This is a genomic window from Novosphingobium sp. BL-S-20, assembly GCF_055521635.1.
In genome coordinates this window covers 1,393,009-1,407,965 of the sequence record NZ_CM145494.1, presented here as the reverse complement: position 1 = coordinate 1,407,965, position 14,957 = coordinate 1,393,009, and the positions used below count along the sequence as shown (strand labels likewise).

The following is a 14,957-nucleotide window of genomic DNA, read 5'->3' as shown; positions in this document are numbered from 1 at the left end:
TCCGCCACGAAGTTAAAGCCCAAGCGGTGAGCGTGCCCAAAACCCATACGGCCCAAAACCGTACCGATCGCCCCCTGCTGGCCATCGCCTTGCGACTGCTGGCAATGGTCATGCTCTCGACGATGTTCATGCTCGTCAAGCTGGCGGGCGAGCGCGGGGTATCGGCACCAGAGATGGTGTTCTGGCGACAGGCCATGGCCGTGCCGCTCATTGCCGGCTGGCTGCTGGCGACGGGCCGCATCGGACTACTCAAGACCAAGCGGCTCTCATCGCACGCCTTCCGCGCCACTTCGGGCACGCTGGGCCTGGTTTGTAACGTGACGGCGGCGATGTTGCTGCCTCTCTCGGTGGGGACCACGCTGGGCTTTACCGCCCCGCTCTTCGCCGTGCTGATTGCGGCCATCGTCCTGCGCGACCGCATCGGGCCATGGCGCTGGCTGGCCGTCGTGCTGGGCTTCATCGGCGTGCTCGTCATCACCCAGCCCGCCGACTTGATTGACGGCGAGGCCGGAGCTCTCCCTCTCGCCGGTCTCGCCGCCGGACTTGGCGCGGGCGTGATCGTCGCCATGGTCAGTTTCCAGATCCGCGATCTCGCCCGAACCGAGGCGCCGATCGCCTGCGTGTTCTGGTTCGCCTTCTTCGGCTCGCTGTTCGCATCCGTCCTCCTGCCGTTCTATGGCCGGTGGCACGAACCGCATATCTGGCTGCTGCTGGTGGCCGTGGGCCTGGCCGGAACGCTAGCGCAACTGCTCATTACCGCCGCGCTGCGCTATGGCGCGGTCGCCACCGTCGTGGTCATGGACTATACCGCACTGATCTGGGCTACGGCCTATGGCTACACGATCTTCGACCACCTGCCCCCCGCCTCGACCTGGCTCGGCACGCCGCTCATCATCGCTGCCGGGCTGATCATCACCTGGCGCGAGCATCACTTGTCGAAACGAATCTCCCCCACATCTGCGCTCGATGAAAGCGCCGCGGAAGAGAGCGTTCCCGACATCCGCGCGACGTAAAACGGGAACCCTGCGCCCGACCGCGAGTTGCTCCCATCGCTCCCGCATGAATTTCCGGGAACCTGCAAAAAAGGAGTCCGACAATGGTCAAGAAACTCGTTCTCGCCCTCGTGGTTGGCAGCATCGTCGTTTCGGCATCGGCCTGCAATACGGTGAAGGGCGCCGGCAAGGACGTCCAGTCGGTCGGCCAGGCTGGCGAAGACGCCATCAAGTAACGAGAAAGCGACTGCCATGCCGATGCGACATAACGCCGCATCGGCATGGCAGCTTGTGAACGCGGCCCTCTTCCCCTCGATTTCCGAATGGATTAGCGACGACTGGAAGCGCTCGTTCCGGGCGCTCCTCTGGAAGGGTAAGGCAGACATGATCAGGAAAGCGGTTCTGGCGCTCGCAGTCTCGGGCCTCGTGCTCGGTGCCGCAGCCTGCAATACCGTTCGCGGCGTGGGCCAGGACATCGAATCGGCGGCAAACGCAGTCGACCGCGCGACCTGACTTCAGCGACCCGCTCAAAAAATGCGGCGCGAAACGGAATAGCCCGTTTCGCGCCGCATTTTTTATGAACGCCGCAGCCGAAGTATCAGCTGTCCGTGATATGCGCGGCCACCATCGCTCGCGCCCGCTGCCAGAGAATGAGGCGGCTCACCAGCACCATGCCCAGAACGAAGCCCAGCATGGCATCGGTCATGATCAGCGCATTCGCTGCCGGATGCGCGGCGCCCATGGCCATGCCTCCGGGCAGGATCATGCGCCGCGCCGCAAAGACCGCGAGCAGCAACAGTAACGCCAGCGGCGACTGGCGCATCATCACCCTCGCCTCGGCCCCCTCGCCCTCGACGTGAAGCCGCATAAGGCGCGAGCGCTGCATGCCGATGCCGCCGCCGATGGCAAAACCGGCCGCCAACGCGCCCCAGCCCAGCAGGCTGGGCGGCATCCCGTAAAGCGCGAAGCTGACCGCCGCGGTGACGATCACCGGCGCGATCCAGAGTAGGGGGAGACGGAGCGGTCGGGCCTTTTCAAGGCTGCGAAAGCGCCAGGCCATGATCCCGGCGAATATCGCCAACGGCAGCCAGGCCGCGTATCCGTTTCCCCCCATAGTCTTCAGCTACCCCCGAACTCGCTCAGCGAGGGCGTCCCCGGCTCACCCGGCGTGCCCTGCCACACGAGCACAGGCTTGCGCGCCGCGAGCGTTTCGTCAAGCCGGCGGCGCGGTGCGAAGTGCGGTGCGCTGTGCAGGCTCTGGTCCCCGTCCTTGGCGCGCTGGGCAAGGCTGCGCAGCGAACCGATGAAGCGGTCGAGGCCGGCCTTGCTTTCGGTCTCGGTCGGCTCGACCAGCATCGCGCCCTTCACCACCAGCGGGAAGTAGACCGTCATCGGGTGGAAGCCCTCGTCGATCAGGCCCTTGGCGATGTCCAGCGTGGAGAAGCCCTCGGCCAGACCGGCATCGCTGAACAGCGCCTCGTGCATGCACGGGCCGCTCTTGGCGAAGGGAGCGGGCAGCAGGTCCTCGCACGAACGCAGGACGTAGTTGGCGTTGAGCACCGCGTCCTCGGCCACCTGGCGCAGACCGTCCGCGCCGTGGCTGAGGATGTAGGTCAGCGCGCGGGTGAACATGCCCATCTGGCCGTGGAAGGCGACCATGCGGCCGAATGCCTGCGCATGGCCCTCGCCCCGGTTCTCTTCCTCGACGAGGTGGATGCGGCCGTCTTCACCGCGGCTGACGAAAGGCAGCGGCGCGAAAGGCGCCAGCGCTTCGGACAGCACGACCGGGCCGGCACCGGGACCGCCGCCGCCGTGGGGCGTCGAGAAGGTCTTGTGCAGGTTGATGTGCATGGCATCGACGCCCAGGTCGCCGGGGCGCACCTTGCCGACGATGGCGTTGAAGTTCGCACCATCGCAATAGACGTAGCCACCGGCTGCGTGAACCGCGTCGCCAATCGCCTTCATCTCCGGCTCGAACAGGCCGCAGGTGTTGGGGTTGGTGATCATCACGCCGGCCACGTTCGGGCCGAGCTTGGCCTTCAGCGCTTCCACATCGACGCGGCCTTCCGGCGTCGCCGGAATCGACTGCACCTTGAAGCCCGCAAAAGCGGCGGTTGCCGGGTTGGTGCCGTGGGCGCTTTCCGGCACCAGCACCACGTCGCGCTTCTCACCGCGCGCATCGAGCGCGGCGCGGATGCAGAGCAGGCCGCACAGCTCACCATGCGCGCCGGCCTTGGGGCTCATCGCCACCGATGCCATGCCGGTCAGCGTGATCAGCCAGTCGGCCAGCTGCTCGATCACTTCCAGCGCGCCCTCGACAGTCTTCTGCGGCTGGAGCGGGTGAACGTCGGCAAAGCCCGGGAGGCGGGCCATCTTCTCGTTCAGGCGCGGGTTGTGCTTCATCGTGCACGAACCGAGCGGGAACGGCCCGAGGTCGATCGCGTAGTTCTGGCGCGACAGGCGGGTGTAGTGGCGCACCGCTTCCGGCTCGGTCAGGCCCGGGAGAGCCGGCGCCGCCTTGCGCAGGAACTTCGAGAGGCCCGAAGCAACGGGGCGTGTGGGCGTGTCGAGATCAACACCGCACTTGGCCGAGGAGCCGAGTTCGAAGCTGAGCGCTTCTTCCAGCATCAGGCCGTAGTCGCCCGAGGCGGTCTTGAAGGTCGTGCCCTCACCGGCTTCACCCATGCTCGGGCGCCAGCCGCTTGCGTTTACCGCGTTCATGCCAGCACTCCTTCAAGCTCACGGGCAAAGGTTTCGATATCCTCGTCGGTCACGGTCTCGGTCGCCGTCACCAGCAGGCCGTTGTGGAGATCGCTATCCTCGGGGAACAGGCGGCCGAGCGAGACGCCGCCCAGCACCTTGCGGTCGGCCAGTTCGCGGACCACTTCGCGGGCATCGCGGTTCAGCACCAGCGTCGCCTCGTTGAAGTAGGCTTGGTTCAGCACCGTCACGCCCGGCACCTTGGCCAGACGCTCGATCATGGCCTGCGCCTTGTCATGGTTCACGGCGGCAAGCTGGGCCAGACCTTCACCGCCCAGCAGGGTCAGGTGAATGCTGAAGGCCAGCGCGCAAAGCCCTGAATTCGTGCAGATATTGCTGGTCGCCTTCTCGCGGCGGATGTGCTGTTCGCGCGTGGAGAGCGTCAGCACGAAGCCGCGCTTGCCCTCTGCGTCCACGGTCTGGCCGCAGAGACGGCCCGGCATCTGGCGCACGAACTTCTCGCGGCAGCCGAACAGGCCCAGGTACGGGCCGCCGAACTGCAGGCCCACGCCGATCGACTGGCCTTCGCCCACGACGATATCGGCACCCAGCGCGCCCGGCGCCTCGATCATGCCCAGCGCAACCGGCTCGGTGACGACGGCGATCAGCAGCGCGCCCTTGGCATGCGCGGCATCGGCAATCGCGGCCAGATCGGGAATGCGGCCCATCACGTCCGGATACTGGACGACGACGCAAGAGGTCTTGTCGTCGATCGCGGCGATCACGGCGGCGTCATCGGCCTGCGGAACCAGCTGCGCCTTGAGCGAGACGATGTCGTCTTCGGTGAACTTGGCCATCGTGCGCACCACTTCGGCGTAGTGCGGGTGGAGGCCGCTGGACAGCACCGCGCGGTCCTTGCGGGTGATGCGGCTGGCCATCAGGATGGCTTCCCAGCACGCGGTCGAACCGTCGTACATGGAGGCGTTGGCGATATCGGTGCCGAACAGGCGCGCGACCTGCGTCTGGAACTCGAACAGCACCTGCAGCGTGCCTTGCGCGATTTCCGGCTGATAGGGCGTGTAGGCGGTCAGGAACTCGCCGCGCTGGATCAGGTGATCGACCGAGGCCGGAACATGGTGGCGATAGGCGCCGGCACCGATAAAGAACGGCGCCGTGCCGGCCGAGAGGTTCTTGGCCGCAAGCGCGGACATGTGCCGCTCCACCGCCATTTCGCTGGCGTGGGCGGGCAGGCCTGCGATCGGGCCGGACAGGCGGGCTTCGGCGGGCACATCGACGAAGAGATCGTCGACGCTGGCGGCGCCGATGACGCCGAGCATCTCGGCACGGTCGGCCGGAGTCAGGGGAAGGTAGCGCATGGGGTTTCCTGGTCAGAAATCTCGAAGATCCTCACCTGCAAGGGGAGGTGCCAAAGGAAAGGCAGAGCCCTGAGGGCTGACGGAGGGGTGTCATGCTCTCGGCGTGGAGCCACGCCGCGGGCCGGGATACCCCTCCACCACCGCTTCGCGGCGGTCCCCCTCCCCCGGTGGGGGAGGATCGTAAGCTCAGAGGCTTGCGACATAGTCCTTGTAAGCCGCTTCATCCATCAGCGCTTCCAGTTCCGAAGCGTCCGACAGGGTGATGCGGAACAGCCAGCCGCCAACTTCGGCGTCGGTGTTCACCAGTTCCGGCTGGTCGGCCAGAACATCGTTGGCTTCGGCGATGGTGCCGGAAACCGGGGTGTAGACGTCCGAAGCGGCCTTCACCGAGTCCACGACGGCAACCGAATCGCCCTTATCAAAGGTGGCGCCTTCGGCCGGCAGGTCGACGAAAGTGATGTCGCCCAGCTGGCCCTGTGCATAGTCGGTGATGCCCACGGTGCCGAGGTCACCCTCGATTTCGATCCACTCGTGTTCCTGCGAGAAATAACGGGTCATGGGAGAAGTTCCTCAGCGGTGATAGCGGTTGGGGACGAAGGGCATGGCTGCGACTGTGGCGTCGAGCTTCTTGCCCCGGATTTCGATGGAAAGGGCCGTGCCGTCCGCAGCGAGTGCCGCGTCGACATAGGCCATGGCGATGGGGCGCTGGAGCGAGGGCGAGAAACCGCCCGAGGTCACCACGCCAACTTCCTGTTCGCCATGGAAAACCTTGGCGCCTTCGCGCGCGGCCTGACGGCCTTCGAGCTTGAGGCCAATGCGCTTCTGGGCCGTGCCCTCGGCAAAGTCGCGCTGAACACGCTCCGCGCCGGGGAAACCGCCTTCGAGGCGGCGGCGCTTGTTGATGCCGAAAGCAAGACCGGCTTCGACCGGGCCGCGCTCGGGGTCCATATCGTGGCCATAGAGCGGAAGACCGGCTTCAAGGCGCAGCGAATCGCGCGCGCCAAGGCCGATCGGCTTCACTTCGGGCTGGGCCAGCAGCAGGTCCGCCACGTCGGCGGCGGATTCGCCGGGGATCGAGATTTCGAACCCGTCTTCGCCGGTGTAGCCCGAGCGGCTGATCCAGGCGTCGACGCCGCCCAGCGTGAAGCGGCCGCCCTTCATGAAGGTCAGCGCGGCCACGCCCGGCGCAACGCGCTCAAGCGCGTCGACCGCCTTGGGGCCTTGAAGCGCCAGCAGCGCACGGTCATCGAGGTGGTTCAGCGTCACATCTTCAGGCAGAAGCTCGTGGAACGTGGCGATGTCGTCCCACTTGGTCGCGCCATTGACCACGACGTAGAAGCCGTCATCCTGACGCGTGACCATGAGATCGTCGAGCACGCCGCCGTTCTCGTCGAGCAGCAGCGAATAACGCACCGAATTCAGCTTCAGCGTCGAAAGATCGATGGGCAGCGCAGCTTCAAGCGCCGGTTCCACACCCTCGCCCGAAAGGTACAGCTGGCCCATGTGGCTGACGTCGAACAGGCCCGCGCTTTCACGCGTCCAGAGGTGCTCGGCCATGATGCCCTCATACTGGACAGGCATCATGTAACCGGCGAATTCGACCATGCGGCCATCGTGGTCGCGGTGCCAGCCATCCAGCGGCAGCAGCATCGGCGCGAGGTCTTCGGGTTCCTGATCGGAATCGGAAATCGGGTATTCGCTCAAGACATGACTCCGCACAGTTTGGTACACCATTCCAGGTGCCCCCTCTGTCACGGAAACCTGAGAGCTTCCCTTGGCACGCCCATGACAGGCAGGCCAAAGTTACACCGTCGGCGGCCTCATCCCAAGGGAATGAGACACTTTCCAGAGTCTCGCTATCGACGCTGCGCGGTCCTTTTGCCTGAGAGATTCCGGGGCGGTTGCTCCTTCGGCGCCTGCATCTTCGCATAGGCGAATCAGCAGGTCTCTCCCGCGCTGTCAGCGATGTTTCGTCAATTGCTGGAGCGCCGCGTGCAAGTCAACGCAATCACGCTGCACTGCATCACAATTTCCACGACTTGCCGGAATATCGCCTCAGAATCATGCGCCGCGCAGGATTTCCACCATGGAATCGTGTTCGTGAACGAACCGGCCGGGCGCAGTTTCTCCGGAAAGCGCCAGGATCACTTGCGCCAGACGGACCGCAGCAATCGAGCGGAACCGGCGCAGCCTTGCATGAAACACCAGAATGTCTGCCAGCGGCGCAACCACCTGCCCCGCCCGTTCAAGCGGCCGGTCTTCCTCGCGTTTGCCGCGGAGCAAACCGGGGCGAAGAATGTCGAGACGGGCAAAACCGAGTTCCCCCAGCGCGTTCTCGACCTCCCCCTTGGTGCGCAAGTAGAGATTAGCACTCTCGGGATCGGCGCCCACCGAGGAAACCAGGATCATCCGCTCGATCCCGGCCAGACGCGCCGCTTTGGCGGTCTCCAGCACGAGATCGTGATCGACGGATCGAAAGGCCTCGTCGCTGCCCGCCACCTTGCGGGTCGTGCCGAGCGCGCAGACGAGCACATCGGCATGGGCAGCCTCGATCAGGACCGGCCACTCTGCCGTATCGCCGAGGAGGATTTCCAACCGCGCGCCTTTGGGCAAGGACACTTCGCGCCGCGCCACGCCGATGATGCGCAGATCGGTGCGGCCGATGCTTTCCTCGATCACCGCCGAACCGACGAGACCGCTGGCACCGACGAGGCAGATCCGTCGCCCCGCCGCAGTGGAGTCAGACATTCCGCAACCCTTCAGGGGTGCTGCCGTAGATCTGGGCATGGCACGAGATGGCGTAGCGGTCGGTCATGCCCGCGATGTAATCCGCGATGTGACGGCTGCGCGCGGGTTCGTGGCGCGGCAGTCCGTCGATCCAGCTCTCCTCCATCAGCACCGGCTCCTGCGAGTAGGCCGAATAGAGTTCCGCCAGCAGCGCGCGGGCGCGGCGGGCGGTCTCAAGCTGTTCGGGGTGGTAATAGAGCTTTTCGTACATGAAGCGCTTGAACTGGCGCTCGCCTTCCTCGACTTCGGGCGAGAAGGCGACGAGCTGGCGACCGGCGCTGCGCACCTGATCGACGCTCTCGATGCCGATCAGACGCTTCTTCGTTTCGTCCAGCAAGTCATTGACCATAAAGCCGATCTGGCTGCGGATCAGCTCGGCGAGCTGGCGATCGCGCGGTACGCCGGGATAGCGGCGCTCGACTTCGGCCCAGCGCGGGACGATGAAGGGATGGGCGAGCAGTTCGTCGAGATCGAGGAAGCCCGCACGCAGGCCGTCGTCGATATCGTGGTTGTCGTAGGCGATGTCGTCCGACAGCGCCGCCACTTGCGCTTCGAGCGAGGCATAAGTGCCCAGCTCCAGCCCATAAGCCGCGTCGAGTTCGGCCAGCGCCCAGTTCGGCTCGCTGACCGGACCATTGTGCTTGGCGAGACCTTCCAGCGTCTCCCAGGTCAGGTTCAGCCCGTCATGATCGCAATAAGGGCTCTCGATCCGCATCAGCGTGCGCAGGCAATTGGCGTTGTGGTCGAACCCACCCGCCTTGTGCAGCGCCGCGTCGAGCGCGTCTTCCCCGGCATGGCCGAAAGGCGGATGGCCGATATCGTGCGCAAGCGCGAGCGCTTCGGTCAGGTCCTCGTCGAGGCGGAGGATGCGGGCGATCACGCGGGCGACTTGCGCCACTTCCAGGCTGTGCGTCAGGCGTACGCGATAGTGGTCGCCATCCGGAGCGATAAACACCTGGGTCTTGTAGCGCAGGCGGCGGAAGGCGATCGAATGGACGATCCGGTCGCGGTCGCGCTGGTAGGGGCTGCGCTGGCCACGCGGCAAGCCCGCGTCAACGAAAAACTCGCGGCCGCGCGAACGGGCCGGATCGGAAGCGTAAGGTGCGAGGGTAGGTTCAGGGGTCAAGCTGGTGTCTTTCCCGAAAGCAGGCTGGCCCGAAGAAGGATGGCTCTCGGCGCCCTACTAGCGAGCAAATCCCGTCCTGCACAAGGCCGCCGACGACGTGGTGACGAGAATGACCTTGCTGTCGTCGACCTGCTTCACTGCCCTCACCCAGGCGCCGAGCGTCGGCTTATCGCCTTCGAGGTTCTGGAGCTTCATCAATTGCCGCAGGCTGAGCCGCTTGACCATGCGCTTGGTCATGCAGGTGGCGACCGGCTTCGATATACCCGCCTCCACCAGCGCCGTGTGCAGCCGCCACCCCGCATAGAGATGGACGCCCAGCACGAGCACGAAGACAAGACCGACGAGCAGCAGGATTCGCTTGAACATGCGCAACATGGGGCGGCCCTATAGAGCCGCAGCCTCAGTCCGCCAGCGCTTTCACGATATCCTCGACCATCTTCTTCGCATCGGCGAGGAGCATCATCGTCTGGTCCATATAGAACACGTCGTTGTCGACCCCGGCATAGCCCTGCCCGCCCATCGAGCGCTTGATGAAGAAGATCGTCTTGGCCTTCTCCACGTCGAAGACCGGCATACCGTAGATCGGAGATGTCTTGTCGGTCTTGGCGGCGGGGTTCACCACGTCGTTTGCGCCGATGATGAAGGCAACGTCGCACTGGGCAAACTCGCCGTTAATGTCCTCCAGTTCGAAGACTTCGTCGTAAGGCACGTTGGCTTCGGCCAGCAGCACGTTCATGTGCCCCGGCATACGGCCAGCGACCGGGTGGATCGCGTATTTCACGCCGACGCCGTGGGCCTTGAGTTGGTCCGCCATCTCGCGCAGGACATGCTGCGCCTGGGCCACGGCCATGCCGTAGCCGGGGATGATGATGACGTTCTCCGCCTCCTTCATCAGGAACGCCGCGTCCTCGGCCGAACCGCGCTTCCACGGCCGATCCGTCGCGGCAGCCGCGCCGCCCGCTCCGGCCTCAGCTCCGAAACCGCCCGCGATCACCGACAGGAAGCTGCGGTTCATCGCCCGGCACATGATGTAGCTGAGGATCGCGCCCGAGGAACCGACCAGCGCCCCGGTGATGATCATCGCTGTATTGTGCAGAGTGAAGCCCATCGCCGCCGCCGCCCAGCCCGAATAGGAATTGAGCATCGAGACGACGACCGGCATGTCCGCCCCGCCGATCGGGATGATCAGCAGGAAGCCGATCGCGAAGCTCAGCAGCACGATCGTCCAGAACAGCGCAGGCGTGTTCCAGTGGAACAGGCCGACGAGCACGACGATCGCGAGCAGCGTGCCGAGATTGATGACATGGCGGGCGGGAAGCAGGATCGGTGCGCCGCTCATGTTGCCGTTGAGCTTGGCAAAAGCGATCACCGAGCCGGAGAACGTCACGGCGCCGATGGCGACGCCCAGCCCCATCTCGATCCGGCTGCCCTTGAGAATATCCAGCCCGCTCGCATCGAGAATGCCGAAAGCCGCCGGGTTGTAGTAGGCGGCAATGCCGACCAGCACCGCCGCGAGGCCCACCAGCGAATGGAAGGCAGCAACGAGTTGCGGCATCGCCGTCATCTGGATGCGCCGGGCGATCACGAAGCCGAAGGTGCCACCGATCGCGATGGCGACGAGGATCTCAGGCAGGCTGGCTATCTCGTGCGTCACTAGCGTCGTCGCGACGGCTATGCCCATCCCGATCATGCCGTAGCGGTTGCCGCGCCGGCTCGTGGCCGGTGAGGAAAGTCCGCGCAAGGCAAGGATGAAGCAGACACCAGCCACCAGATAGGCTCCGGCGACCCATGGGTTCACGGCATGAACCTCCATCAGCGCGTGCCTCCGTTATCGGTGGTTTTCGGCGCTGGCTTGTCCTTCTTCTTGTACATCGCCAGCATCCGCTCGGTGACGGCGAAGCCGCCGAAGATATTGACGCTGGCGAGCACCACCGCGCCCAGCCCCAGCCATTTCGCGAGCGGCGATCCCTGCGCCGCGCTGGCCACCAGCGCGCCGACGACGATGACCGAGGAAATCGCATTGGTGACCGCCATGAGCGGCGTATGCAGTGCCGGTGTCACCGACCAGACGACGTAATAGCCCACGAAGCAGGCCAATACGAAGATCGACAGGATCGAGATGAAGTCCATGAGCCCCCTTCCCTTCTAAGCGCTCTTCAGGCGAGCAGCCGCTCGTGAACCACTTTCCCGCCCTGAGTCAGGCGGATGGCATTGCCGATTTCCTCGTCGAGGACGGGCCTGCCCTGTTCCTTGTCCCAAAACGCGGAGAGGAAGTTGAACAGGTTTCGCGCGAACAGCGCCGAGGCGTCCGCAGGCAGGAGTGCGGGCGTATTCGAGTAGCCGACGATCTTCACCCCGTGACGCTCCACCACCTCGTCCACCACGCAGCCTTCGACATTGCCGCCCTGCGGCGCGGCGAGGTCGAAGATCACGCTGCCGGGTTTCATCGTCGCGATCTGGGCGTCCGAAATCAGGCGCGGTGCCGCCCGCCCCGGAATCAGCGCCGTGGTGATGACGATGTCCTGCTTGGCGAGGTGGCTGGAGACCAGCTCCGCCTGAGCGCGCTGGTATTCCTCGCTCATTTCGGTAGCATAGCCGCCCGAGCCCTCGCCCTCGATCCCGGCGACGTTCTCGACGAAGATCGGCTTGGCGCCGAGCGATAGAATCTGTTCCTTCGTTGCCGAACGCACGTCCGTGGCCGAGACTTGCGCGCCGAGGCGACGGGCCGTCGCGATCGCCTGCAATCCCGCGACACCCACGCCCATGACGAAAGCCTTGGCCGCGCTGATCGTACCGGCGGCGGTCATCATCATCGGAAAGGCGCGACCATAGAGGTTGGCGGCGACCAGCACCGCCTTGTAACCTGCCAGATTGGATTGCGAGGAGAGAATATCCATCGACTGCGCGCGGGTGATGCGCGGCATGAACTCCATCGCCAGCGCTTCCAACCCCGCCGCCGCATATCCCTCGATCCGCGCCCGCTGGCCGAAGGGATCGAGCCCGGCAACGATCCAGGCCCCCGGACGAACCGGCCCGAGCAGCGCCGGGTCCGGTCCCTGAATGCCGAAGACGATATCCGCCCCGGCCAGCACCTGTTCGGCCGGTCCGACTTCGGCGCCCGCCGCGAGATAGTCCGCATCGGCGATGCTGGCGGTCAGCCCCGCCCCGCTCTCGACCGCGAGCTGCGCGCCGAGGCCGATCAGTTTGCGGACGGTTTCCGGCGTTGCCGAAACCCGCGTCTCACCGGATGCCCGCTCGCGAAGAACGGCGATCCGCGTGCCTGTCGCCACGACTTACGCGGCGATCAGGCTGACGACGAAGGCGACGATGAGAATGATGATCCCGGTGCTCCAGGCCGTGACCTTCACGAAGCCGTTGTAGGTCTCGGTAGCGGTCTTGATATCGTTGCCTGAAGCCATGAAACGGTATCCCCTGCTCATTATTCTATTGTGGAGGATACTTAACCGCAGGAACGCTTCCGCATCAAGAGCCAAGCGCCCTGTCATTTGATCCAGGTCGGATACGATCCGGCGCAAACACCAGAAGATTTGCCATAGGCGAATTTTCAAATAGAGTTCCGTTGTTTGCGGTGAACCGACCGGAGCCTTAATTTGGTCTTTACCGGTTTCTTCTAGATCCGCTAGGCGACACCAAGGAGGCGATACGGGCGGGCGAATTATGGCGGACCAGGAACAGCGCCTCCTCATGCTCATCGATGACGAGCCGGCCCAGAGCCGCCTGATCTCCGCGCTGGCGGCGCGGGAAGGCTGGCGCACGGTCATCGCACGCGATTCAGAAACCGCGATCGCCACGCTCGGCACCCGTCAGGGCATGCAGCTTTCCGCCATCGTCCTCGACCAATGGGTTCCCGGAGACGATGCCTGCGCACTGATCGCAGAGCTGAAATCCCGCCGCCCGGCCCTGCCGATCCTGATGCTGACTGCCAGCACTTCGCCGCTGCTCGCGGTGGAGGCCATGCGCGCGGGCGCGACCGACTATCTGGTCAAACCGGTCGCACCGGACCGGCTGATGCACGCGCTGCGCTCCGCCACCACCCGCGAAGCTCCGCGCGACGAACTGGCGCCGCTGACCGAGAAGATGCCCTCCAACCCCGATTTCGAATCGATGATCGGGGCCGCGCCGAACTTCCGCAAGGCACTGGCCGTCGCCGCCAAGGCCGCGCGCGGGCATGGTCCGGTGCTGATCGAGGGCGAGACCGGATCGGGCAAGGAAATGCTGATCCGGGCGATGCATGCGGCCAGCCCGCGTTCGAAATCGCCGCTGCGGATCGTCAATGTCGGCGGCCTTCCCGCCAACTCCATCGAATCCACGCTGTTCGGCCATGAGAAAGGCGCCTTCCCCGGCGCGTTCGACCGGCAGATCGGCGCGCTCCAGCACTGCGACGGCGCCACGCTCGCGCTCGACGAGATCGACCGCCTGCCGCTCTCGGTGCAGGAGCGCCTGTTGGAATCGATCCGCAAGAGCGACGTGCGCCCGATCGGCGCGCGCCATTCGTTCCGCATCGACGCCCGCCTGATTGCCGCCAGCAACCTGCCCTTGCAGGACCTCGTCAGCGAAGGCCATTTCCTACCCGAACTGCTGGAAGCGCTGTCTCCCACCAAAGTCAGCCTACCCCCCTTGCGCGAACGCATCGGCGACATTCCCGCCCTCGCCCGCTTCTTCCTCGCCCGCATCGGCGAGCAACCAGGCCTGCGGGAATTGGGCATCACCGACGGCGCGCTCTCGCTGCTCGCCGCCTACGACTGGCCGGGCAACGTCCGCCAGCTCCAGGCCGTGCTGTTCCGCGCGGCGGTGTTCTGCGACGGCGATGCGCTGACCGCGGAAGACTTCCCGCAACTTCTCAACATTCTCGGCTCCGGGCTGACGGTCGCCTCCGGCAACCCGATGCAGGAAAGCGCGGGCGTCATGCTCTATACGGCGGATGGCAACTTGCGCCCGCTCGACGAGATCGAAGCCGACGTCATCCGACTCGCCATCGGCCTCTATCGCGGCCGCATGACCGAAGTGGCACGGCGGCTCGGCATCGGCCGCTCGACGCTCTACCGCAAGCTCAGCGAACTCGGCATCGACAACGCCGCCTGAGCGCGCGCCGGAATCGAAAATACAGGACGTGCCGTTTCGCGCGGCGCGCCTTGCAAACAAGTCACCCGGCCAATCGAGAACTCCCTGCTAGCTTCGCCGTTAAGCCCGCAGCAGGAGATGAAAATCATGGATTTCAAGGACAAGGCAGGCATCGTGACCGGCGCTGCCTCGGGGATCGGCGCGGCGGTGGCACGCGAACTGGTGCGCCTCGGCGCCAGCGTGGTCATCGCCGACTTCGACGAGGAAGCCGCCCGCACGCTTTCGCAGGAACTCGGCGCCGAGCGTACGGCGGTGTTCCGGCTCGATGTTGCGGACCCGGCGGCGAACGAGGCGCTGGTCGCCTTCGCGCTCGGCATGTTCGACCGGCTGGACTTCGCGGTGAACAATGCCGGGATCGGTGCCCCTTCGATGAAGCTGGCGGATATCCCGCTCGATTCCTGGTCGCGGGTGATCGACGTCGATCTCAACAGCGTGTTCTACGCGATGAAGTACCAGATTCCGGCGATGGTCGAGCGCGGCGGCGGCGCGATCGTCAACATGGCCTCGATCCTTGGCGCGGTCGGCTGGTCCGGCTCGGCCGCTTACGTCACGGCAAAACACGCGCTTGTCGGCATGACCAAAGTGGCCGCGCTCGACTATGCCGATGCGGGCCTGCGCGTGAATGCTGTCGGCCCCGGCTTCGTTTCCACACCCGCACTGGAAAAGACCATGACCGCCGAGGAACGCGCCGGGCTTGCGGCAAAGCACGCGCTGAACCGGCTCGCCAGCCCCGAGGAAATCGCCTCGGTCACGGCCTTCCTGCTCTCCGGGCGCGCGTCCTTCGTGACCGGTTCCTACTATCCGGTCGACGGCGGCTATCTGGCAGTCTGAGCG

General features: G+C 65.3%; 17 protein-coding genes and 2 riboswitches. Of the genes, 5 read left to right on the top strand and 12 right to left on the bottom strand.

Translation table 11 applies throughout. The features are described from left to right. Positions 1 to 26: 26 nt before the first annotated feature. The 3 genes from ACZ1II_RS14490 (at position 27) to ACZ1II_RS14480 (ending at position 1,505) form a co-directional block, all read left to right on the top strand. The gene (locus tag ACZ1II_RS14490; RefSeq protein WP_465147066.1) at positions 27 to 1,013 is read left to right on the top strand and encodes a DMT family transporter; all 987 of its coding nucleotides are present in this window, start codon (positions 27 to 29) and stop codon (positions 1,011 to 1,013) included. A gap of 83 nt (positions 1,014 to 1,096) precedes the next feature. Continuing rightward, a complete protein-coding gene (locus ACZ1II_RS14485) occupies positions 1,097 to 1,228 on the top strand; it encodes an entericidin A/B family lipoprotein (RefSeq protein WP_147219672.1) in 132 nt (43 codons plus the stop codon). A 16-nt stretch (positions 1,229 to 1,244) separates the two neighbouring features. Further along, positions 1,245 to 1,505 (top strand): hypothetical protein, encoded by a 261-nt coding sequence (locus ACZ1II_RS14480; RefSeq protein ID WP_465147065.1) that lies wholly within the window; start codon positions 1,245 to 1,247, stop codon positions 1,503 to 1,505. Positions 1,506 to 1,590: 85 nt separating this feature from the next. Here ACZ1II_RS14480 and ACZ1II_RS14475 read toward each other — a convergent pair whose 3' ends face one another. The 12 genes from ACZ1II_RS14475 to ACZ1II_RS14420 all read right to left on the bottom strand — a co-directional run bounded on the left by ACZ1II_RS14475 (position 1,591) and on the right by ACZ1II_RS14420 (position 12,400). Then, positions 1,591 to 2,106 carry a CcdC protein domain-containing protein gene (locus tag ACZ1II_RS14475; protein ID WP_465147064.1) on the bottom strand — a complete coding sequence of 172 codons (516 nt, stop codon included), beginning with the start codon at positions 2,104 to 2,106 and terminating at the stop codon, positions 1,591 to 1,593. Between the two features lie 5 nt (positions 2,107 to 2,111). Continuing rightward, positions 2,112 to 3,713: an aminomethyl-transferring glycine dehydrogenase subunit GcvPB gene (gcvPB, locus tag ACZ1II_RS14470; protein WP_465147063.1), complete on the bottom strand. Its 1,602-nt coding sequence runs from the start codon at positions 3,711 to 3,713 to the stop codon at positions 2,112 to 2,114. After that, a complete protein-coding gene (gene gcvPA, locus ACZ1II_RS14465) occupies positions 3,710 to 5,068 on the bottom strand; it encodes an aminomethyl-transferring glycine dehydrogenase subunit GcvPA (protein WP_465147062.1) in 1,359 nt (452 codons plus the stop codon). The genes gcvPB and gcvPA overlap by 4 nt, the downstream gene beginning before the upstream one ends. A gap of 186 nt (positions 5,069 to 5,254) precedes the next feature. Beyond that, entirely contained in the window at positions 5,255 to 5,626 is a 372-nt protein-coding gene (gcvH, locus tag ACZ1II_RS14460) for a glycine cleavage system protein GcvH (protein WP_465147061.1), read from the bottom strand. A gap of 12 nt (positions 5,627 to 5,638) precedes the next feature. Continuing rightward, positions 5,639 to 6,772 carry a glycine cleavage system aminomethyltransferase GcvT gene (gene gcvT / locus ACZ1II_RS14455; RefSeq protein ID WP_465147060.1) on the bottom strand — a complete coding sequence of 378 codons (1,134 nt, stop codon included), beginning with the start codon at positions 6,770 to 6,772 and terminating at the stop codon, positions 5,639 to 5,641. A 34-nt stretch (positions 6,773 to 6,806) separates the two neighbouring features. Continuing rightward, positions 6,807 to 6,927, bottom strand: a riboswitch (glycine riboswitch). 1 nt (position 6,928) lies between these two features. Next, a riboswitch (glycine riboswitch) is annotated at positions 6,929 to 7,032 on the bottom strand. Positions 7,033 to 7,129: 97 nt separating this feature from the next. Next, entirely contained in the window at positions 7,130 to 7,816 is a 687-nt protein-coding gene (locus ACZ1II_RS14450; RefSeq protein ID WP_465147059.1) for an NAD(P)H-binding protein, read from the bottom strand. Then, the gene (locus ACZ1II_RS14445) at positions 7,809 to 8,981 is read right to left on the bottom strand and encodes a deoxyguanosinetriphosphate triphosphohydrolase (RefSeq protein WP_465147058.1); all 1,173 of its coding nucleotides are present in this window, start codon (positions 8,979 to 8,981) and stop codon (positions 7,809 to 7,811) included. The genes ACZ1II_RS14450 and ACZ1II_RS14445 overlap by 8 nt, the downstream gene beginning before the upstream one ends. A gap of 57 nt (positions 8,982 to 9,038) precedes the next feature. Next, on the bottom strand, positions 9,039 to 9,347 hold the full coding sequence (locus ACZ1II_RS14440; RefSeq protein ID WP_465147057.1) for a hypothetical protein: 309 nt from the start codon (positions 9,345 to 9,347) through the stop codon (positions 9,039 to 9,041). A 34-nt stretch (positions 9,348 to 9,381) separates the two neighbouring features. Continuing rightward, positions 9,382 to 10,794 carry an NAD(P)(+) transhydrogenase (Re/Si-specific) subunit beta gene (locus tag ACZ1II_RS14435; RefSeq protein WP_465147056.1) on the bottom strand — a complete coding sequence of 471 codons (1,413 nt, stop codon included), beginning with the start codon at positions 10,792 to 10,794 and terminating at the stop codon, positions 9,382 to 9,384. Then, positions 10,794 to 11,111, bottom strand: coding sequence for an NAD(P) transhydrogenase subunit alpha part 2 (locus ACZ1II_RS14430; protein ID WP_334182373.1), 318 nt, complete (start codon positions 11,109 to 11,111; stop codon positions 10,794 to 10,796). Before ACZ1II_RS14430 ends, ACZ1II_RS14435 begins: the two co-directional genes overlap by 1 nt. Positions 11,112 to 11,137: 26 nt before the next feature. Further along, positions 11,138 to 12,271: an NAD(P) transhydrogenase subunit alpha gene (locus ACZ1II_RS14425; RefSeq protein ID WP_465147055.1), complete on the bottom strand. Its 1,134-nt coding sequence runs from the start codon at positions 12,269 to 12,271 to the stop codon at positions 11,138 to 11,140. Between the two features lie 3 nt (positions 12,272 to 12,274). Further along, on the bottom strand, positions 12,275 to 12,400 hold the full coding sequence (locus ACZ1II_RS14420; protein WP_147219684.1) for an aa3-type cytochrome c oxidase subunit IV: 126 nt from the start codon (positions 12,398 to 12,400) through the stop codon (positions 12,275 to 12,277). A gap of 259 nt (positions 12,401 to 12,659) precedes the next feature. Here ACZ1II_RS14420 and ACZ1II_RS14415 point away from each other — a divergent pair, with 259 nt between their 5' ends. Both ACZ1II_RS14415 and ACZ1II_RS14410 read left to right on the top strand, forming a co-directional pair. After that, entirely contained in the window at positions 12,660 to 14,084 is a 1,425-nt protein-coding gene (locus ACZ1II_RS14415; protein WP_465147054.1) for a sigma-54-dependent transcriptional regulator, read from the top strand. Between the two features lie 126 nt (positions 14,085 to 14,210). Further along, positions 14,211 to 14,954, top strand: coding sequence for an SDR family NAD(P)-dependent oxidoreductase (locus tag ACZ1II_RS14410; RefSeq protein ID WP_465147053.1), 744 nt, complete (start codon positions 14,211 to 14,213; stop codon positions 14,952 to 14,954). Positions 14,955 to 14,957: the final 3 nt, after the last annotated feature.